20 protein-coding genes and 1 pseudogene are annotated in these 18976 nt (G+C 65.4%); 8 read left to right on the top strand and 13 right to left on the bottom strand.

The window, feature by feature from the left end:
• Positions 1 to 24: 24 nt before the first annotated feature.
• Positions 25 to 540, bottom strand: coding sequence for an SEC-C metal-binding domain-containing protein (locus ACO076_RS09205; protein ID WP_421726424.1), 516 nt, complete (start codon positions 538 to 540; stop codon positions 25 to 27).
• On the opposite strand from ACO076_RS09205, the gene ACO076_RS09210 reads away from it, so the two are divergent.
• From ACO076_RS09210 to ACO076_RS09220, 3 genes are all read left to right on the top strand, one after another.
• On the top strand, positions 470 to 931 hold the full coding sequence (locus tag ACO076_RS09210; RefSeq protein WP_421726799.1) for a hypothetical protein: 462 nt from the start codon (positions 470 to 472) through the stop codon (positions 929 to 931). The two genes, ACO076_RS09205 and ACO076_RS09210, sit on opposite strands and share 71 nt — an antisense overlap.
• A gap of 67 nt (positions 932 to 998) precedes the next feature.
• Complete coding sequence (locus ACO076_RS09215; protein WP_421726425.1) at positions 999 to 1727, top strand: phytochelatin synthase family protein; 729 nt, start codon at positions 999 to 1001, stop codon at positions 1725 to 1727.
• A gap of 59 nt (positions 1728 to 1786) precedes the next feature.
• Positions 1787 to 2122 (top strand): PAS domain-containing protein, encoded by a 336-nt coding sequence (locus ACO076_RS09220; protein WP_421726426.1) that lies wholly within the window; start codon positions 1787 to 1789, stop codon positions 2120 to 2122.
• A gap of 343 nt (positions 2123 to 2465) precedes the next feature.
• Here ACO076_RS09220 and ACO076_RS09225 read toward each other — a convergent pair whose 3' ends face one another.
• From ACO076_RS09225 to ACO076_RS09240, 4 genes are all read right to left on the bottom strand, one after another.
• A complete protein-coding gene (locus ACO076_RS09225; RefSeq protein WP_421726427.1) occupies positions 2466 to 3029 on the bottom strand; it encodes a cupin domain-containing protein in 564 nt (187 codons plus the stop codon).
• Positions 3030 to 3092: 63 nt separating this feature from the next.
• Positions 3093 to 3440: a lysozyme inhibitor LprI family protein gene (locus ACO076_RS09230; RefSeq protein WP_421726428.1), complete on the bottom strand. Its 348-nt coding sequence runs from the start codon at positions 3438 to 3440 to the stop codon at positions 3093 to 3095.
• Between the two features lie 56 nt (positions 3441 to 3496).
• On the bottom strand, positions 3497 to 3925 hold the full coding sequence (locus tag ACO076_RS09235; RefSeq protein ID WP_421726429.1) for a YybH family protein: 429 nt from the start codon (positions 3923 to 3925) through the stop codon (positions 3497 to 3499).
• Positions 3925 to 5364: an MFS transporter gene (locus ACO076_RS09240; protein ID WP_421726430.1), complete on the bottom strand. Its 1440-nt coding sequence runs from the start codon at positions 5362 to 5364 to the stop codon at positions 3925 to 3927. The genes ACO076_RS09235 and ACO076_RS09240 overlap by 1 nt, the downstream gene beginning before the upstream one ends.
• Positions 5365 to 5602: 238 nt before the next feature.
• Here ACO076_RS09240 and ACO076_RS09245 point away from each other — a divergent pair, with 238 nt between their 5' ends.
• A complete protein-coding gene (locus tag ACO076_RS09245; protein WP_421726431.1) occupies positions 5603 to 6082 on the top strand; it encodes a hypothetical protein in 480 nt (159 codons plus the stop codon).
• Between the two features lie 10 nt (positions 6083 to 6092).
• On the opposite strand, the gene ACO076_RS09250 is transcribed toward ACO076_RS09245, so the two are convergent.
• The 3 genes from ACO076_RS09250 to ACO076_RS09260 form a co-directional block, all read right to left on the bottom strand.
• Entirely contained in the window at positions 6093 to 7694 is a 1602-nt protein-coding gene (locus tag ACO076_RS09250; protein ID WP_421726432.1) for a bifunctional aspartate transaminase/aspartate 4-decarboxylase, read from the bottom strand.
• 45 nt (positions 7695 to 7739) lie between these two features.
• The gene (gene aspT / locus ACO076_RS09255) at positions 7740 to 9446 is read right to left on the bottom strand and encodes an aspartate-alanine antiporter (RefSeq protein ID WP_421726433.1); all 1707 of its coding nucleotides are present in this window, start codon (positions 9444 to 9446) and stop codon (positions 7740 to 7742) included.
• Between the two features lie 137 nt (positions 9447 to 9583).
• Positions 9584 to 9877 (bottom strand): GYD domain-containing protein, encoded by a 294-nt coding sequence (locus ACO076_RS09260; protein ID WP_421726434.1) that lies wholly within the window; start codon positions 9875 to 9877, stop codon positions 9584 to 9586.
• Between the two features lie 125 nt (positions 9878 to 10002).
• On the opposite strand from ACO076_RS09260, the pseudogene ACO076_RS09265 reads away from it, so the two are divergent.
• The 3 genes and pseudogenes from ACO076_RS09265 to ACO076_RS09275 all read left to right on the top strand — a co-directional run.
• Positions 10003 to 10386 (top strand): annotated as a pseudogene (locus ACO076_RS09265) (VOC family protein); the annotation flags it as partial.
• A gap of 117 nt (positions 10387 to 10503) precedes the next feature.
• The gene (locus ACO076_RS09270; protein ID WP_421726704.1) at positions 10504 to 10866 is read left to right on the top strand and encodes a GNAT family N-acetyltransferase; all 363 of its coding nucleotides are present in this window, start codon (positions 10504 to 10506) and stop codon (positions 10864 to 10866) included.
• A gap of 285 nt (positions 10867 to 11151) precedes the next feature.
• A complete protein-coding gene (locus tag ACO076_RS09275) occupies positions 11152 to 11943 on the top strand; it encodes a DUF72 domain-containing protein (protein WP_421726435.1) in 792 nt (263 codons plus the stop codon).
• Between the two features lie 501 nt (positions 11944 to 12444).
• On the opposite strand, the gene ACO076_RS09280 is transcribed toward ACO076_RS09275, so the two are convergent.
• A complete protein-coding gene (locus ACO076_RS09280) occupies positions 12445 to 14166 on the bottom strand; it encodes a carboxylesterase/lipase family protein (protein ID WP_421726436.1) in 1722 nt (573 codons plus the stop codon).
• A gap of 300 nt (positions 14167 to 14466) precedes the next feature.
• Between ACO076_RS09280 and ACO076_RS09285 the strand changes: the two genes are divergently transcribed.
• Entirely contained in the window at positions 14467 to 14829 is a 363-nt protein-coding gene (locus ACO076_RS09285) for a septal ring lytic transglycosylase RlpA family protein (RefSeq protein ID WP_421726437.1), read from the top strand.
• A gap of 95 nt (positions 14830 to 14924) precedes the next feature.
• Here the strand turns inward: ACO076_RS09285 and ACO076_RS09290 are convergent, their stop codons facing one another.
• The 4 genes from ACO076_RS09290 to modB form a co-directional block, all read right to left on the bottom strand.
• A complete protein-coding gene (locus tag ACO076_RS09290; protein WP_421726438.1) occupies positions 14925 to 16166 on the bottom strand; it encodes a cadherin domain-containing protein in 1242 nt (413 codons plus the stop codon).
• Positions 16167 to 16485: 319 nt separating this feature from the next.
• Entirely contained in the window at positions 16486 to 17091 is a 606-nt protein-coding gene (locus ACO076_RS09295; RefSeq protein ID WP_421726439.1) for a DUF922 domain-containing protein, read from the bottom strand.
• Positions 17092 to 17178: 87 nt separating this feature from the next.
• Positions 17179 to 18276, bottom strand: coding sequence for a molybdenum ABC transporter ATP-binding protein (modC, locus tag ACO076_RS09300; RefSeq protein ID WP_421726440.1), 1098 nt, complete (start codon positions 18274 to 18276; stop codon positions 17179 to 17181).
• Positions 18273 to 18971, bottom strand: a complete 699-nt coding sequence (gene modB, locus ACO076_RS09305; protein WP_421726441.1) for a molybdate ABC transporter permease subunit — start codon at positions 18969 to 18971, stop codon at positions 18273 to 18275. Before modB ends, modC begins: the two co-directional genes overlap by 4 nt.
• Between the last annotated feature and the right edge of the window lie 5 nt (positions 18972 to 18976).

The following is an 18976-nucleotide window of genomic DNA, read 5'->3' on the forward strand; positions in this document are numbered from 1 at the left end:
AGCGTTGTATAGTCGAACATACAGTCATACAGCTAGGGGCCGGAGTGCCTGCAGCATGCCTTGAAATCTCCGGCCCGATCCGCATGGGCAGGGGGCGTTGCGGCCGAGTTTCTCGATCAGCTCGACGTCGCCATGGACGAAGCGCTGGCCGCGCTTGACCCGGGTTTCGGACGGGAACGACTTGCGCCGCTTACGGGTGACCTCGAAAGGACGGGAGGTCGGTGATGTCGCGATGCTTGCGCATGGCTGCCTCCATCGGTTGCCGGCGGTAGCGCTTGCCGGGACGCTGCATGTAGCAGACGCCGGTAGCGATCGTGAAGTGGCCGCGCGCGATGGCCCGGCCTGTCTCGGGTCCACCGATATCGCACAATCCCGACCGCCCGCGCCGCTTAGGGTGTCATGATCATGCCGTTCGGTGGCATGATCGAGGCCGTCGATTCCCGCACCTACTGTTGACCAGAGGACTCCTATGCTGAAAACAACCCTCGCCGCTCTCGCTCTCGCCGCCCCCTTTGTCCTCACCGGTCCCGCTGCTGCCATAGAAGCCCAGGCCGACGTCAATCTGGTTGGTACCTGGGTGGCGACCGCCTACGCCGGCCAGACCTCGCGCGGTACCAGCATTGCCCTCGGCGAGGGCAACTGGGCGGAGATCGAGATCACGTCCCACGACGGCCCGGTGTTCACCGGGGTGATGCGCTGGGGGCTCGCCAGTGATGAGCACGGCCTCCATGACGGCGAGGCCGAGACCACCGAGGCCGAGGAGAACATCATCGGTGTGCTCAATCTCGACGACACCACCTATTCGGTCGTCGAGTATCCGGACAGCACCGTTCGCCAGTTTCTGCTGACCAACGAAAATACGCTCGAAGTGGTCAGTTACGAGGCCGGTCCTAACGCTGTCGTCAGCCGCGCGACCTATAACCGTCAGTGACGTCAACCCCTTGATTTCGGCACCCTTTCCGCGCAATTGTCCGACAAATTGCGTGAAAGGAAGCCCCATGCGTCGTGTCGTTTCGTTCATCGTTGCGGGTTTTATCGGGGGCCTGGTTCAGGCGCAGGCGGAGACCCTGCCGCTGCACGACTCGCTGGTCGACCTCAATTCGCCCGCCGGCGAGGACCTGCTGATCGGTGCGGAGGCGCGCGACGACTATTTTCCGCTGTCCATCCACTTCACCACCCAGATCAATCCCGCCTATTGCGGACCGGCGGCCATCGCCATGGTGCTGAATGCGCTGGAGGTGCCGCGCCCGGCGTCGAACATGACCGTCGGGCGGGGGATGTTCGATCAGGAGAACATCTTTACCCCCGCCGCCGAAGCGGTGAAGCCGGCCGCCTCGATCGTCAATCCCCCCTACGGCATGACCATCAACGAGCTTGGCGGCATACTGGCGGCGCATGGTCTCGACGTCGAGGTCAGCCACGCATCCGACACGACGCTGGACGCCTTCCGCGCGAAGGTTGTCGCCCTGCTTGACGAGGACGAGCACTTCGTTCTGGTCAACTACCTGCGCAAGGCGATGGGCCAGGAGACCGGGGGCCATATCTCGCCGCTCGCAGCCTATGACGCCGACACCGACCGCTTCCTGATCCTCGACGTCTCGCGCTACAAATATCCGCCGGTGTGGGTCACGGCCGAGGCCCTGTTCGGCGCCATGAACACGCTCGACTCCGACAACGACGACAAGAGCCGCGGCTTCGTCATCGTCAGCCGCGGCGATCCGGCGTGACACCTGTCTTTTCGGTGTGATGCACACCGGCTAAGCTCTTCGCTGAAACGGAGGCGACCATGAACGTTCAGGAACTCGAGGCCTTTCGGCATGTCCCATTCCTTCTCTGGGTGAAGGACGAGGACGGCCGCTACATCTGGGGCAACAACGCCATCGACGAATTCGCCGGCGAGCCGGTGGTCGGCAAGACCGACGCCGATCTGCGCTGGGCGGATAACGCCGAGTCGCTCCGCGCCGACGACAAGCAGGTGATGGCGACCGGCAAGCCGATGTTCACTAACGAGATGGTCGACGATTCGACGCTCGGCAAGGTGACGCTATGCGTGTGCAAATACGCCGACCAACTGGACGGCAAGACCCACGCCTTCGGCATCTCGTTCGTCGTTCGCGGGTAGCGCGACACGGACTCGGCTGAAGCCACGCGTGAGGACCACCCGGCCGGTGGGGCGCCTTTCGAGGCTCGGCCGCACAAGCGACCTCGCACCCCCGATCAGGTCGTGGGCAGGCTCTTCGAGATTCGGCCGTACAAGTGGCCTCGCAAAATGACGGGGACAAGGTTAACGATTCAGCGCCCTTCGAGGCTCGGGCTATCAGCCCTCGCACCTCAGGATGAGGCCGCCTGCCGATGGTTCTCCAGTCTGGTGGCCAGACCCGCACCAACGCCCTCATGCTGAGGCGTTTCGCGGAGCGAAGCCTCGAAGCACCCACGGCGGTGCCCCGCCGGCCCTAGCGTGAAGCTCAGTTCGCTTCGCCGATGTGAACGGCGAGCCAGACCGTGGGACGATCGGGGTCGGTCCAGTTCACCCGGTGACGGGTATGGGCGGGCAGGAGGATATAGTCGCCGGGTTTGAGCCGCCGCTCTGCCTCGCCCTCGATCTGAAGGCCGGCGGAACCGGAGACGACCAGAACCCATTCGTCCCAACCCTGATCGTACCAGAAGCCGGGGGGCGAGGCCTGGCCGTCGGAGACGATGCGCTCAATGCGCACGCCCGGCCGTTTCAGAAGATCGGTGAACTGTTCTTCGGCGGCGCCTTCAGGCACATCCGCCAGGAAATTGCCGGCACTCGCCGCCGGTGTCGGGCCCGTTGGGCCCGTATCCGCCACGATCAGCGGAACCGGCGGTGAGGCTGCCTTGGCTGCCGAGGCGGACGGGCGTAAGGCCAGCCACGCAATGTCGGCGCCGGATTGAAGATCTTGGTAACCATGTCTTTTTCCTTCGGTCCATCCGGAGAGCGACGGATTCGCTCCCCACACCGCCGATATGGCGGCAATCGTTCCGATGCGGAACCACCAGTTTCTCATATCAGGATCGCTTGCCGCGCATAGTGACGGCCGTCACACCCCCGGCACCGGCACGCCCGCGCCCTACATGCCTTTGCCGGAGGCGGCATTCAGATACATGATCTGGTCGGTATAGGCGCCGATCAGACAGTTGTAGTTGGCGCCGCAGGCGTTGCGCTTGGTGAGAAACTTCGCCTGCTCGGCCTTGACGTCGGCGACGCTGGCGGTGGCGTCCGGCGCACCGCCGGAGATCAGGGTGAAGTAGAGCCCGGCGGTCTGTTCGTCGAGGCTGGAGAGCTGCGGATTGTCGCAGATCGCGTGCTCGGTCGGGGTCGCGGCCTTGGCGCAGTCGAACGATGCCGCGTGGGCGGCACCCGGGACAAGCCACGGACCAATCACGGCCGCGGCGACGATGGTCGAACGGATGGACATGGATGGCCTCGCTTCGGTTCTTTCGAACGCCCCCGTGGCGAGAGCTTAGCACGGGACTATTCGGTCGCGTATGACATCGAGCGGATGATCCGCCAAGCGCCGTCCGGCTCCCGTCGCAGGATGTCGATGGCGCGCTCGGTGGTGGCGACGTTGAACGGGGTGATGAACAGCGACCAGTCGGCGCGGACCACGGCGAGGTCGCCCTCCACCAGAATCTCGGCGACATCGATCTGGTAGCGGTATTCACGCGACGGGTCGGTGAGCGAATCCTGCAGGATCGCGCAGACCGCGTCGAAGTCGCGTTCGGGCTGTCCCTGGTCGGTGGCGATCAGATCGGCGGCGAACAGGTCGCAGGCGCCGTCGGTCTCGCCGGCGTTGAAGGCATCGGCCCAGTCCGCATAGCGCTGGTGGATGGCATCCACGTCGCTGGCGAGGCCGAACGCCGGCCAACCCAGTGCGGCGATGAAAATCGCGAATCGGCGCATCAGCCGTGGGCCTTGTGGCGGTAGATGAGGCTGGCGAGTTCCGTGCGGTCGACGCGACCGCCGATGAACAGGATGACGATCACCAAACCGCACGCGGCGAGCAGCCCGTCGACGATGAAGGCGTTGGAGATGCCGTCGGACAGCTTCGGGTTGGAGACGACGATTGCGGTGTTAAGCCCGAGTCCGACCGATCCGCCGGCGATCTGGCACATGTAGATGATCGCGCCGGCGAGGCTGCCTTGCGACTTGTCGAGCGAGGTCATGGCCGCGGTCGTGGTCGACGAATAGAAGAAGCCGACGCCGATGCCCATCACCACCATTCCCGGAATCAGCACCGGATAGGGAGCGCCCGGATCGATCGTCGACATCAAGAACATGCCGCCCGACAGCATGGCCGCGCCAAAGCCAACGGTGATCTTGGCGCCAAAACGATTATAGGCGGGCCCGGAGATGAACGATGTCAGCGCGAACACACCCATCACCGGTAGCAGTCCGAGCCCGGCCTGAAGTGCGGTGAAGCCGAGCTGCTTCATCATGTATTGCGGGACATAGAGAAGCGCGGCGAAGAACACCGCCGACGTCAGCAGCACGGTGATGCAGGCGAACATGAACTGCCGGTTGGCGAGGACCGCGCGCGGCACCAGGGCGCGCGCGCCGATGCGCCGTTCGATGAGGGCGAAGCCGATCAGGGCGACCGCCGCGACGACGAACAGGCCGATGATCCGGACATCGAGCCAGCCGAGATCGGTCCCTTCATCGAGCGCCAACAGCAGCGCCAGCAGTCCGGCCGACAGAACCGCGATGCCGGCATAGTCGACCTTGTGATCGCCCTTGGTAGGCTTGTCCTTGGGAATCACCGCGAGGGTAACAAGGACGCCGAAAACCGCCACTGGCAGGTTGAGGAAGAAGATCCATCGCCAGCTGATGAACTCGGTCAACGCCCCGCCGATCAGCGGCCCGACGGCGTTGCCCAACCCGGCGGCGCTCATGACGACGCCGCCGGCGAGCCCGGCCTTCGATTTCGGCAGGAGGTCGTAGGTCATGCCAAGGGTTGCCGGCCACATCAACGCGCCGCCGACCCCCATCAGGAATCGCGCCGCAAGGACGACCCAAACATCCGGTGCCAGACCGCCGATCACCGAGAAGGTGGCGAAGATCGCCGAACCGACGAAGAAGGCCAAGCGTCGCCCGAACATGTCGGCGAGACGCCCGCCGGTGACGATGAGCACGCCGAACACCATGGCGTAACCGTTGATGACCCACTGGATGGTGGTGACATCGACCCCGAAGTCCCGTTCCATCGCCGGCAGGGCAACCGCGAGGGAGGTGAAATCGTTGGCGACGACGAAGATGCCAACCGCCATCGCGCCCAGACCGAGAATCGTGCTCCGACTCAGCTTCTCCTCGGAACCTTTTGTTTTGTCGTTGGTTTCGGCCATCGTCGCCCCAGTGCCCCACGCGTTCCGACGCAGTGTGGCACAGGGCGCGGTACCGCGCACGCGGCGTTTTGGGCGGCGCGCTGCCCAAGCGTGCCGACGATACCGGGTCCTCCAGTCAAGCCGCAGGACGACAGGGGTGTCGGCGGGGACGACGGTGTAGGCCAGGACGCCAACGCAACGGCAGTGGGCAGCCCAACACCACTGGCCCGGGCGTCGGCGGCATGACATGATCGCGGTCATGCTGCGTGCTGTCGGACTGTCACTTGTGATCGCCTTGCCCGCCTCGGCGGCGGTGGCGGACTCGTTCTACGCGCGGTATCTGGCGCCGCCCTGCTATACCCGCACCTACGACGCGGCGCATCTGGCCGCCCATCCGCAACAGCGGGTCACATCGTTCTACGTCGTCGACAGCGGACCAGGGAACGCGGCGAGCGTGCAAGACTTCGTCGTGTCGTTCGGCTTCACGGTCAAGGACAGCGGCGACGTCTATGCGAGCGCGGCGAGCTGCCAGGCGGTGCCGCAAGGGGTGCAATGCTGGGTCGACGGCGATGGCGGCACCTTCACGCTGGAAGGCAACGGCGGCGGCCTGCGGGTGCGGGTCGGCGATCACCTGACGGTCGAAGGCGCCACCAGTTTCAGCCCCGACCTCGGCCAGGGCGGCGATGACAAGGTGATCCTGCTCTATCCCGATCAGGCGCTCGCCTGTCGGCCGTTCTAGCCCGCGACTGTCAGCCGCCCGCGCCCGCTTTCCATTCGTTGTGATAATCCGCGAGCAGGCCGCTCACCGCCTTGCCGATGGTCTCGTAGGCCGCATCGGGCAGGTTGGCGAGGGAAACCCGCACCGACATCTCCGGCTCGTCGAAGCCGCCGCCGTCCATCAGCACCACGCCCTTTTCCTTGGCGAGGCGCCAGACGAAATCGATCGGTTCGTGATTGTCGACCAGCCATGTGCGAAAGTCGGTGCCGTAGCGCTGCTCGGCGACCACCGGCACGTCGACGGTGACGTAGTAATTGGCCGAGTAGGCGTCTTCCTGGAGCGGCAGGTCGAGCGCCTTGAACAGGATCTCGTTGCGCCGTCGGACAATGCCCTGCGCCGCGGTCTTGTACGTGTAGCCGGCGGCGTGATCGAGCAGGCCCCAGAGCGAGAACAGGGTCATCATCACCTGTTGCGGCGGCCCGAGCCCGGCGGTGTGGTTGAGCGCGACCACGCGGCTATCGGCGACCATCCGGTCGATCAGCTTCATCTTGTCGGGGTCGAGTACCACGGTACTGTAGCGCTGGCGCAGCGCCGTACGGTCGGCTTCGGGCAGCGCCGCGATCGCCTTGTCGAAGACGTTGTCCTCGTGGATACCGATCACCCCGAGTCGCCAGCCGGTGGCGCCGAAATATTTGGAGTACGAATAGACCAGGATGGTGTTCAGCGGGCACACGGCGGCCAGCGAACGGAAGTCGTTGACGAAGGTGCCGTAGACGTCGTCGGTGAGCAGGATCAGATCCTGGCGGTGGGTGCCGACCAGATCGGCGAGGCGGGTCAGCGTATCCGGGTGCATCGCCACCGAGGTCGGGTTCGACGGGTGGACGACGAAGAACGCCTTGATCGCCGGATCGGCGAGCCGATCGATCTCGGCGTCCGGATACTGCCAGAGCCCGTTCTCGTCCTGCATGACGTCGATCTCGACCAGCTCGAAATCGTTGAGGTGGGGGATCTCCAGATACGGCGTGAAGATCGGCGTGCCGAGCGCGATCTTGTCGCCCTTGTGGAGCAGCTTGTTCTCGACAAGGCTGTTGAACACATAGGCCATCGCCGCGGTGCCGCCCTCGGTGGCGAACAGATCGAAGCGGCCGGGCGGTGGCGCGCCGGCACACATCTCCAGCGCCAGATAGGCGCCGACGATCCGCTCGGCGTTGGCGAGCATCCGGTCGGGCGTCGGGTAGTGGTCTCCGAGCACGCCGTCGACCAGTTCGAACACCAGCGCCCCGGCATCGATGCCGAGTTGATCGCGGGCATGGGCGACCGCGTCGTCGAGGAACGCGACGCCCGGATCGGTGTGGTTGGCGGTGACGAAGGTGTTGAAGCGCTCGAGCACCCCCTCGGTGCCGGGCGAGCCGCCGAAGCCGGGTATGTCTATCGCCCGCTTGGCCTCGTCGAGGGCGAACAGGCCGAGCTGGAACAAACCGCGGCGCGGCACGTCAGCGAGCCAGTTGGGATTGCCGCGGCCGGCGTTCAGCATCATCCGCTCGGCATCGGTGCCCGCCAGGCGGATCAGCTCGTTCTTCAGTTCGAACGGGCTGAGTTTTTCGTATCCCTTTTCCTGAGCGCGGTCGCTCATGGTTTTGCTCCTCGATGGCTCATGTCGTGCGCCGGCCGTTTCGCGCTACGACGGGTTCTTGCTGATAATGCCGATGATCAGTGGCCCCCACAGCGTCAGGAACACGTTGGCGACGGCATAGGTCACGGTGAACGACACCACCGGCGTGGCGTTGCCGGCCTTGTCGAGCAGCGCAGCGAAACCGGGATTGGCCGAGCGCCCGCCGACCATGCAGCCCAGCGCCTCGATCGGATTGCGGATGCGCAAGACGTAATACGAGAACGGAAGCACGATCAGCATCGGGATCAGCGTGACGCCGACGCCGAGCAGGAACAGGGTCAGCCCCTGGGTCTCCAATGTGGTCAGCGCCGCCGGTCCGGCGCTGAGGCCCACGACGCCGACGAACACGGCAAGGCCGAAATCTCGCAGGTAATTGGACGCCCCGAGCGGCAGCGCCGCGAAGGCCGGGTGGACGCTGCGCAGCCAGCCGAAGAACAGGCCCGACAGAAGGCAGCCGCCACCGCTGCCGATGGTCACCGGCACGCCGAACACCCGGAACTCGATCAGCCCGATCAGGAATCCGATCGCCATGCCGAGGCCGAAGAAGACGAAGTCGGTGACCCGCGCCGCGGAAATCTTGTAGCCGATCTGCGCCTGGACCCGGTCGAGGTCCTTGGTGCGGCCGATCAGCAGAAGCTCGTCGCCGGTGTGGAGCGCGAGGTTCGGATAGAGCGGCATGGGCGCGCCCGTGCGATTGACACCGGCCAGAAAGATGCCGCGCCGATCGCTGATGTCGACATGGTCGTGAATCTGCTGAAGCGTATGGCCGTTGATCTTGCGGTTGGTGATCACCACCCGACGCTCTTCCTCGATCAGGTCGACGTCGGCCGGCGCGACGACCTCGTGACCGAAATATTCGCCGGCGGTCTGCAGGACCTCGACGCGTCCGGTGATCGCGACGATGTCGTCCGCCTGGATCGGCAGGTCATCGGCAAGCGGAACGACCTCGCCGCCGCGGACGATGGCCTCGACCGACGCGAGATCGAGCGCGCGGTCGACGTCGAGTGCGGTCTGGCCGACCGCCTTGGAGCTTTTGTCGACGTGATAGAAGCGGGCACCCACTCGGGAGGCCATGTTGAACTGGCCGGGATCGAGCTCCGGACGGCCGCCGGACATCACCTTGGAGAGCTTCACCGCCTCCTGACGGATGTCCCATTTCATGATCGACGGCCAGAACCACGTGACCATGATGATCGGGCCGAGCGAGCCGAAGATGTAACAGACCGCATAGCCGACGGCGATGTTGGTCTGCATCTGCTTGATCAGGTCGGGTGAGACGTCGAGGCGGGCAACCGCATCGCCGGCGGTGCCGATGATCGCCGACTGGGTCAGCCCGCCGGCGGCGAGGCCGGCGGCCGTGCCGCGATCGAGGTCGAAGAGAAGCGCCGCGGCGAGCACACAGCCGAGACCGACCAGCGTCATTACGAAAGCGGAGGCGAGCTGGTTCAGGGTCCGTGGGTTGAGCGCGTTGAAGAATTGCGGGCCGCCCTGATAGCCGACCGCGTAGATGAACAGGGCGAAGAAGATGTTCTTGATGCCGGGGTCGATGTCGACACCGATCTGGCCGATCACCACCCCGGCGATCAGGGTGCCGGCGATGCCGCCGAGGACGAAGCGGCCGACCGTGAACTTGCCGATGAAGAAGCCGACCGCGACGGTGATGAAGATCACCACCAGTGGCGCTTCCTTCAGGATCTCGTCGATGAACTGCACGGCTACCCCGGCTGCGCTATCCGATGCCTGAACGTCCTGTTACACCATGATTGCGGCCGACTTGCTAATAGCGGTCAATCAGATATCCGTCGCGGCGGTCATCGGTGATCGGCCGGCGTCGCGATCGGCCACGTGTGTCAGTCGAGCGATGCGGCAATCTCTCGATATTCCGCTTCCGTGAAGGCCTTCAGGGTCACGGTCGTCGTGGCGCCACCCGCTCCGCCTTTGATCGCCATCTTGGCGATCGTCGCATCGTCCGGCGCTTCGACGATGATCGCCATGTCGTGGGGGCCCATGGTCATGTAGAACGCCACGATCCGCCCGCCATGAGCCCGCGCCATCTCCTTGAAACGCTCAAGGTGGTCCGGCGACTCCTTCATCTCCTCAAAGCCCTTGGTCGTCCAATTGGCGAGTACGATGTAGGTGTTCATCGGCCAGTCCTCCGCTCCATTCGAACGCTGACACATAGCGCGTCCGGCGCACGCCGCTCCAATTCCGGGCCGGAAGTGATAGGCATCGGCCCGCGATATGAACGGCCCTGAGGAACAGACACCCCATGCCCCAGTCGATCGCCACCGTGGCGCTGGTGGTCCGCGATTATGACGAGGCGATCGCCTGGTACACCGGTCGCCTTGGCTTCGCGCTGGTCGAGGACACTCGGCTCTCGGAGACCAAGCGCTGGGTGGTGGTGGCGCCGCCGGGTGATGGCACCCGGCTGCTGCTCGCCAAGGCGGCCGATGCCGAACAGGCGAGCCGGATCGGCAACCAGACCGGCGGCCGCGTTGCCCTGTTCCTGGAGACCGACGATTTCGCCGCCGACCACGCGCGGCTCTCCGCCAACGGCGTCGTCTTCCGCGAAGCGCCGCGCGCCGAGCCCTACGGCACCGTCGCGGTTTTCGCCGATCTCTACGGCAACCGGTGGGATCTGATCGAGCCGCGTACCGGGCGGTCGAAGCCGACACCGATCACCCTCCGGGCGGCGGTCGAGGGTGACCTGCCGACGCTGACCGATCTCTGCATCCGCTCCAAGGCGGTGTGGGGCTACGACGCCGCGTTCATGGAAGCGTGTCGGGACGAACTGACCCTGCGCCCGATCGATCTTGCGACCTCGTCGGTGGCGGTGGCCGAGCAGGCGGGGGCGGTGACCGGGGTCGTCCAGGTCTCGGTGGAAGACGACACCGCCGAGCTTGACAAGCTGTTCGTCGACCCGGACGCCTTGCGCGGCGGGCTCGGCCGGCTGCTGTTCGCCTGGGCGGTCGCCGAAGCCCGTCGCCTCGGCGCAGTGGGCATGACGATCGACGCCGATCCCGATGCCGTGCCGTTCTACCGCCGCATGGGCGGGGTCGACGACGGCGTCGCGCCGTCCGCGTCGATCCCGGGCCGTGTCCTGCCGCGCCTGGTGGTTGATTTGGGAAACTGACGGCTATCGCTCCAGCCACGCATTCCCCGCGCGCAGGAGCCCCGGCCTTGTCTTCAGAGTCTGCGCACGGTCTTGTCCCGAGAGCCTGCGCCAACGGCCTCACCCGGTGAGTCTCCTCCACTGACCTGATCCTGAGGTGCTCGGTGCGTGGCGCCGAGCCTCGGAGGACGCAAAGCCGTTGAGTCTTCCTACCGCTCGTCCCCGCGGAGGCGGGGACCCAGTCGGCAAGGCTATCCTCGACCGCTATCCGGAGTATGCTCCGCCCAAATAAAATGGAGACTTATGATGATCCGAGCGGGTATCGGCGGATGGACCTTCAAGCCGTGGCGCGGCACCTTCTATCCCGATGGGCTGAGACAAGCGGACGAACTGAAATACGCCGGCGAGCACCTCACCACCATCGAGATCAACGGCACCTTCTACCGGACCCAATCAGCGGCCAGTTTCGCCAAATGGCGGGACGAGACGCCGGACGGCTTCGTCTTCTCGGTCAAGGGTCACCGCGCGGTGGTCAACAAGAAGAAGCTCGCCGAGGCCGGTGACGCCATCGACTGGTTCTTCGGCAGCGGCATCACCGAGCTCGGCGCCAAGCTCGGGCCCGTGCTCTGGCAGTTCGCCCCGTTCAAACGCTTCGACGCCGAGGACCTGGGCGCGTTCCTGGCGCTGCTGCCGAAGGAGAAGGGCGGGCTACCGCTCCGCCACGTGGTGGAGGTCCGCCACCGCAGTTTCCTCGTGCCCGAATGTATCGACCTCCTGCGTCAACACGGCGTCGCGGTGGTCTATGCCGACTCCGACGATTATCCCGCCGTTGCCGACGTCACTGCCCCGTTCGTTTATCTGCGCCTGCAGAAGACGCAGGAGCAGTTCGCCGCTGGCTACGATGTCTCCGATCTCGACGTCTGGACCGAACGCGCGCGCACCTTCGCGGAAGGGCGCATCCCCGACGACCTCCCCCGCGTCACCGATGTCTTGCCGCCGGAGGAAGACCGCGACGTGTTCGTCTACTTCATCGCCGGCGCCAAGGTCCGCGCTCCCGCCGCCGCCATGGCGCTGATCGAGCGATTGGATGGGGCGTGAGCGCGGGTGGTGCTGCCGACCGCGGCCTCGAAGTACGCATGGCAGCGTCGTAGAAGAGGGAGCACGTTTTGCGTTCTTCGAGGCTCGGGCTGCCGCCCTCGCGCCTCAGGATGAGGAAGTTGGAGTTTGGCGGCAAAGACCAATGGCAAGCGACACCCGCAAACTACAACCGGTCTCGGAGACCGTACCCTCTTCATGCTGAGGTGCTTCGCGAAGCGAAGCCTCGAAGCACGCACGGCGGCGCCGTGAGCCAGGTAAACACCTCGTGCGTCCTTCGAGGCTCGGGCTGACGCCCTCGCACCTCAGGATGAGGCTGGTGGCTTTCATGTCGCTGATCAAAACATGGTTTGTCACCGCCAACCATCTGCGCCCCCCGCCCTTATGCTGAGAGCCTGCCCCCGGCTCGATCGGGGGTGGCCGCGTGAGCGGCCCTCGAAGCACGCGCGGCTGCGTCGCCCGCATCGGCTGCTCCCCCGCCGATGCCAAGGAGCCCGGGACACGTCACTCCCCCCGCGACACGCCCGTCACTCGCGCCAGCACACCGGGGAGCGTGTAGCCGACCGAGTCCCAGACATCGCAGTGGGCGTCGGCGGCGAAATCGGGTGCCGCGGTGGTATCGAGGACCCGGACCGCGCCGCCCGCCGAATACACCGGCCAGTCGCTCGACCCTTCGGCATTGGGGTCGAGCGTTTCGGCGAAGCGGAGCCAGGCGTCCGCCATGGTTTCCGACAGGCGTTGTTCCGCTGCCGTGAAGCGGTCGTCGGGCGGGGTCAATTGCCGGGTCACCGTGGTCGGGTTGCCGAACACGAACGGCAGCTCGAACGAATGGCAGACCTGGTCCTCGGACGGCGCACAGGCGGCGATCTCGGGCCACACGTCATAGGACGGGACATGGGTGAAGGCGTAGCCGTAGACCGGCGCCGCGGCGCGGCGCATCGCCAGCCGGTTCGGGCAGGTGAACAGGTAGTCGGTGAGCAGGTTCGACAAAGCTTCTGTGTTGTCGCCGGACCGCGGCTGGTAGCGGGGCAGGTTGCGAATGGCGGCGCGGGCGGTGGCGGGAAAGTAGAGTTCGATCAGGGCGTCGTACTGAAGACGCAGGACTTCGGTGGTGCCGAACAGGCTCACTTGCTGGCCCGCGGCGAACAGGGTGCCTTCGTTGCGGTTGGTGCCGATCAGCACCGGTAGCGCGATCGGCGTGTCGAGCGGCTGGCCGGCGATCACGGTGCCGTCGACCACCGGCGCCCAGGCGAGCTGACCACCGAACCCGGCCACGATCTGGTTGATCCCGAGGGCCGCCGAGGACTGAGCGGCGACGATCGCCGCCGCCGACTGACGGTGCAGGCAGGCAAGCGTATCGAAGACGCAGCCGAGTTCGAGCCTGAGCGACTCGGTCAGGTCACCGGCGGCGGCGAGCCGGCGGTACGGCATGCCGTACGGGTTGCTCTCCATGATCGCGGCGCGAAAGAGCCCTTGGCTGCCGGGGGCGAAAAGGTGCAGGCCTACCGACATGGCGCCGGCGCTCTGGCCGAACAGGGTGACCCGTGCCGGATCACCGCCGAAGCCGGCGATGTTGTCCGCCACCCATCGCAGCGCCAGTTGCTGGTCGAGGAAGCCGTAGTTGCCCGAGAGCCCGGCCACGCCGGCGAGGAAACCGAGCGCGCCGACCCGGTAATTGAACGAGACGACGATCGCCCGGCCGCTCGCCGCCAGCGCCGCGCCGTCGTAGATCGGTAGCGAACTCGAGCCGTCGATGAAACTGCCGCCATAGATGAAGGCCATGACCGGCAGCGGACCCGAAGCGTCCGCGGGTGCCCACACATTAACGCTGAGACAGTCCTCGCTTTGCGGCGATTTCTTGGGCGAGGGCTCGGTCTGCGGGCAGATCGGACCGAACGCGGTGGCACGGAGGACGCCGTCATAGGCGGCGACGGCAACCGGCGAAGCCCAGCGGTTCTCGCCGACGGTCGATTCGGCGAACGGGATGCCGAGATAGGCGTTGACGGTCCGCTCACCGCTGCCGTCTGCTGCTCGTGCTTCAAGCGAAAGGCCGCAGACCGTGCCGGCACCGGTCACCACGTCGGGTGCGGTACAGGCCGGTCGCTGGTCGATGGGAATAGGTTGCGGCGGCGGGTCGTCTGCCGCGGCGGCTCCGGCGATGACCACGGCAAACGCGGCGGCCGGAGCCGACAGGCGAAGTCTCGCTCGCTTGGGCCGCAACGTCATATGTGAGGGTCTCGCCACCGTGATGCGCGGCAGCTTCGGACAAGCGCGGGGAGGGGTCAAATCAACGGGAGGGCGCGAGGGCACGCTCCCTTCACACTCCTTAACCGGCTGAAGGGAACGGTGACCGGAAAAAGCCGCATTCGCGCCGCAATCGGCCAGAAGAACACGGCCCCAATGCGTCCGCCATCGGTGGCGCGACCAACAAGGGGTTGGGGGACGTATCGGTTTTGCCGGTGCGGCTCTCTGGAAGGAAAGAAAGACGTTTTGGAGTTAGTGAATTCGCGCGCTCGCGCGTTGGGAATGGCCGTCGCTGTGTCGATTGCGGCGGTTGGTTTCGTCAGTCAGGCCGAGGCCGCGGCCCAATGTGGCAAGGCCTCCTGGTACAAGATGGGTACTCAGACCGCCAATGGTGAGAAAATGGACGCGCGGGCGATGGCCGCCGCGCACCGGAGCCTCCCGTTCGGCACCAAGGTTCGGGTCGAGAATCTCTCCAACGGCCGGTCGGTCGTCGTCCGGATCAACGACCGCGGGCCGTTCATCGGCGGCCGGGTCATCGATCTCACTCAGGGCGCCGCCGAGAAGATCGGCATGATCCACTCCGGCGTCGCGCCGGTGAAAGTCACGGTGGTTGGCGGCAAGGGGAAGGTCCCGGCCAACTGCTGATCGCGTTGCAGCTCGGCGAGTGTGGGGCGTAACCGAGCGCAAGCGCCCCGGTGGCAGGGATATGGATCCCCGCCGCCGGGGCTGCTCAGCTTCGATCAGATGACCAGGAAGTCGTCCTCGGAGAGCTTCAGCCGCCGGTCTAGTTCGGCGATCTTGATCTGGTCCTTGCCGCCCATGCCGTCCTCGTCATAGGACAGTTCGCCGGTCTTCTTTCTTAAGATGATCCGGTCGTCGGCATCGTCGGCCTTCCGGCCGGTATCGAATGCTTGTGCCGCCAATGGTCCCGGGCCACCGAGGGCGGTGAAGACGCTGCTGTCCAGATGGATCATGTCGACGCCGACTTCGAAGTTGAAGATGGTATCGAATGCCTTGGCCTTGGGTTTGGCCGAGAAGACGAACGTGTCGCTGCCGGCCCAGCCGAAGAGCTTGTCGCTGCCCCTGCCGCCCTTGAGCATGTCATCGCCCGGCCCGCCCGAGAGGATGTCGTTGCCGCGATTGCCGATGAGGATATCGTCGCCGAGGAACCCGATGATGACGTCATCGCCGGCCTTGCCCTTGATGACGTCGGAGCCGACGTCGCCGGGCAGCAAATCGTTATTGGGCGTTCCGGTGATCGTTTCGGCAACATCCCCGACGGTGACCGTGATCTCCTGGGTGTCGGTGAGCAGGCCGTCCGAGGCTTCGACGACGACACGGTAGGTATTGTCGCCACCGACGTCGGTCGGATTCTCGAAATCGGGTGCCTGGACGAAGGACAGCATGCCGGTTACGGGATCGATGGTGAACGCCGTTTCGTCCTCGCCGCCGACGATGTCGTAACTCACGACGGAGCCTTCGTCGGGGTCTTCCGCCTGCACGGTCGTCACCTGGATCGCGTTTTCCGCGAACGCGAGATTCGCCAGTTCGCCGCCGCCGTCGGAGATGATCTCGGGCGGATCGGTCAAAGCGACGATATCGAAAGTGACGGTGCCCGAAACCGGATCGTTGATCAGGTCGCTGACCTCGACCTTGATGAAGCCACCGCCTTCGTCATTGAGGGTCGGTGCGTAGGTGATCAGATCAATCGCTGCATTGATGTCGGTCACCGATCCCGTGAAGATCATTGTCTGGTCGTTGATGCCCGTGCCCAGTTCAAAGTTGAGGCCGGTAAGCAAGGCCAGCGACATCAAGGCGTCACTTGTGAGCACCACACGAAGGATCGGGTCGTTGTCGGAGATCAGGAATGTCTTGATGTTCTGCGGTGTGTCTTCAGTGACAGACAAGCCGGGCGTCGAAGCCGCGGCGAGCACAGGTTCCGGGTTCGGTGGAACCACTGTTATCGTTGGTTCGTCGGACATCTAGCTGCTCCTGCTTGTAAGGCCGGCAGTGTCCATGGTTGTATCGCGGCAGCTCGCAAATCATCACGAGATTCCGGCCCCGGCCTCAAGCTGAAGTTAGCGCAGATAGTCAGTATTTCTATGGAAGCAGAGGATAAAATTTTGATATACGACTGTTTTTTCTTCGACTCAATCGATCCAATTTTGTAAAAAATGTAAATCTAAGCGGATTGCCGGGACGGGTGCTGGGCGCATTGCTGAGCGGGTAGAATTTCGTCGCGGCGCAGCTAAGCTGACGCAGTGTTCGCTCGCCCGAAGGTCGGTTTTGGCGCCCGGCCGACTACCGCCGCTTGGCCATCCTGAACAGGCTGAGGCCGAAGATACGGTTGTAGTCGCGCCGATCGAAGGCGCGATGTTTGCTCTTGCAGGCTCGCTTCTCGGCTTCGAGCAGCCGGCGGATCGACGCCTGCAGCCCACCGCAGCTCTTGTTGGTCATCCGCTGCGCCTTGGACACGAAGGTGTTGGCGCACTGGATGTAGATTCGCTTGTGGGTGTTCTCGTGCTGCCGGGTGAACGACACAAAGCTCCGCCAGGCGTTGCGGGTTGTGGACGCCATTGACGATTCGCTTCGCGCCTTCGGCAAGGTCATGACGAAGCGGATATTGAGGTTGACGGCGCGCGGCCGGCAGGTGCCGCCGCTGGTCTTGGTGGAAACCGACAGGCGGTAGTGCGGCCGGATGTTGGCGACCGCATCGCCGGTATCGCCGCGGAAGGGATTGCGGCGCATATAGTTGACCAGCGATTTCGCCGTCGAGCCGCTGACGTTGTAGGAGCGAATCTGGGTGGTGGTGCGAACGCCAGCCGACGCAGGGACTACGGTGGCGACAACCAGGATCGTCGCCAGAAATGTGCAAAAAGCCCCGTACAGACGTTTCGGATGGCCCAAACCGTCGTCTCCCAGCTCCCGACGACAAGTTTACCGGCCGGCTCGGCAAAGAAAACCCTGGGGGAGAATGACAGCGTCACTTTTCTGTCAGGTGTTGCTTCCCGATCCGCTCGTCCGATCGAGGGCGGCGGATTTGATCAGCGCCGTAACCGGCAGCCCAGGCCGCAGTTCCAGGGCATCGGCGGCCTCGCGGGTGACGCCCGCGACCAGTGGCATGCCGCGTGCGTCGAGGGTGACGTCGAGCATCGGCGGCCGCCCGGGGGCGATCCCGGTAACCGTTGCCGAGAGCCGGTTGCGGATCGAAATGGGCCCCGGATCGCCGAGCGCCAGGGCCACATCCCGGCCCAGTACCCGCAGCCGGACCTGAGCGCCAGGAGGCTTGTCGAGGCGCGGTACGGTCAGCCGACCGGCGGGGTGGTCGAGGATGGTGACGTCGGGGTCGTCGCCTGGCGCGCCGACGGTGAGATCGAGCACGACGCTCGCCTCGTGCTGGCCGATATAGGGATAGAGGTCGGCACGGCCGAGGATGGCGTTGAGCGCCCCGTCGGCAACGACGCGGCCGTCATCGAGGACCACCATCGTATCGGCAAGGCGTGCGACCTCGTCGATGGCGTGGCTGACATAGACGATCGGCAGCCGCATGGTATCGCGCAGCCGCTCGATGTAGGGCATCAGTTCCGCCTTGCGGGTCTCGTCGAGTGCCGCGAAGGGCTCGTCCATCAGCAGCAGACGCGGGCTGGCGACGAGCGCGCGGCCGAGGGCGACGCGCTGTTTTTCGCCGCCGGAAAGACCGGCGGGGCGCCGGTCGAGCAGGTGCGCGATACCGAGCATATCGACAATAGCGTCAAAGTCCGCCCAGCGGTCGTCACGACGGGTGAAGCGGCGGCCATAGGTGAGGTTGCCGCGCACGGAGAGATGCGGGAAGAGCCGCGCGTCCTGGAACACATAGCCGACCCGCCGGCGGTGGGTCGGTATCGTGATCCTCCGCTCCGTGTCGATCAGCACGATGTCGTCGACGGCGATCCTGCCGCGGTCCGGCGTCTCCAGTCCGGCGATCAGGTTCACCAGCGTCGTCTTGCCGGCGCCGGAGCGGCCGAACAGCGCGGTGACGTGACCCTCGGATCGAAAGGCGGCCGCGACCCGAAAATCGCCGACCGTGGCGGTCACGTCGACGTCCAGCGTCATTGGCCAAGCACGCGGCGGCTGGCTCGTCGCGACAGGGCCTCGGAGACGAGCAGCGCCGCGAACGCGATGACGATGGAGAGCACCGTAAGCCTCAGCGCCGCCGCCTCGCCGCCTGGCACCTGCGTGAACGAGAAGATCGCGGACGGGATCGTCTGGGTAACGCCGGGGATGTTACCGACGAAGGTGATCGTGGCGCCGAACTCGCCCAGCGCCCGGGCGAACGCGAGGACGATCCCGGCGAGGATGCCGGGCAGCATCAGCGGCAGCGTCACCGTCAGGAGCACCATCGCCCGATTGGCGCCAAGCGTGGCGGCGGCGGCCTCGGTGCGCCGGTCGATCGCCTCGAGCGACAACCGCATCGCCCGGACCATCAGCGGGAACCCCATGATTCCCGCGGCGAGCGCCGCCCCGGTCCAGTTGAAGGCGAAGACGATGCCGAAGGTCTGCTCCAGAAACGCGCCGATCGGACCGCGCCTACCGAAGGCCAGCAGCAACAGGTAGCCGGTGACCACCGGCGGGATGACCAGCGGCAGGTGGACGAATGCGTCGAACAGCGCCCGACCGGGGAAGCGGAACCGGGCGAGGATATAGGCGACCAGCAACCCGAAAGGCAGCGTCCACAGCGCCGCGAGGCTGGCGACTCGTAGAGAGAGCTCGACCGCGGACCATTCCTGTTCGGTCAAGGGCGCGAACATGGTCG

The sequence above is a fragment of the Bauldia sp. genome (assembly GCF_965232525.1).
In the GTDB taxonomy this organism is placed as follows: domain Bacteria; phylum Pseudomonadota; class Alphaproteobacteria; order Rhizobiales; family Kaistiaceae; genus Bauldia.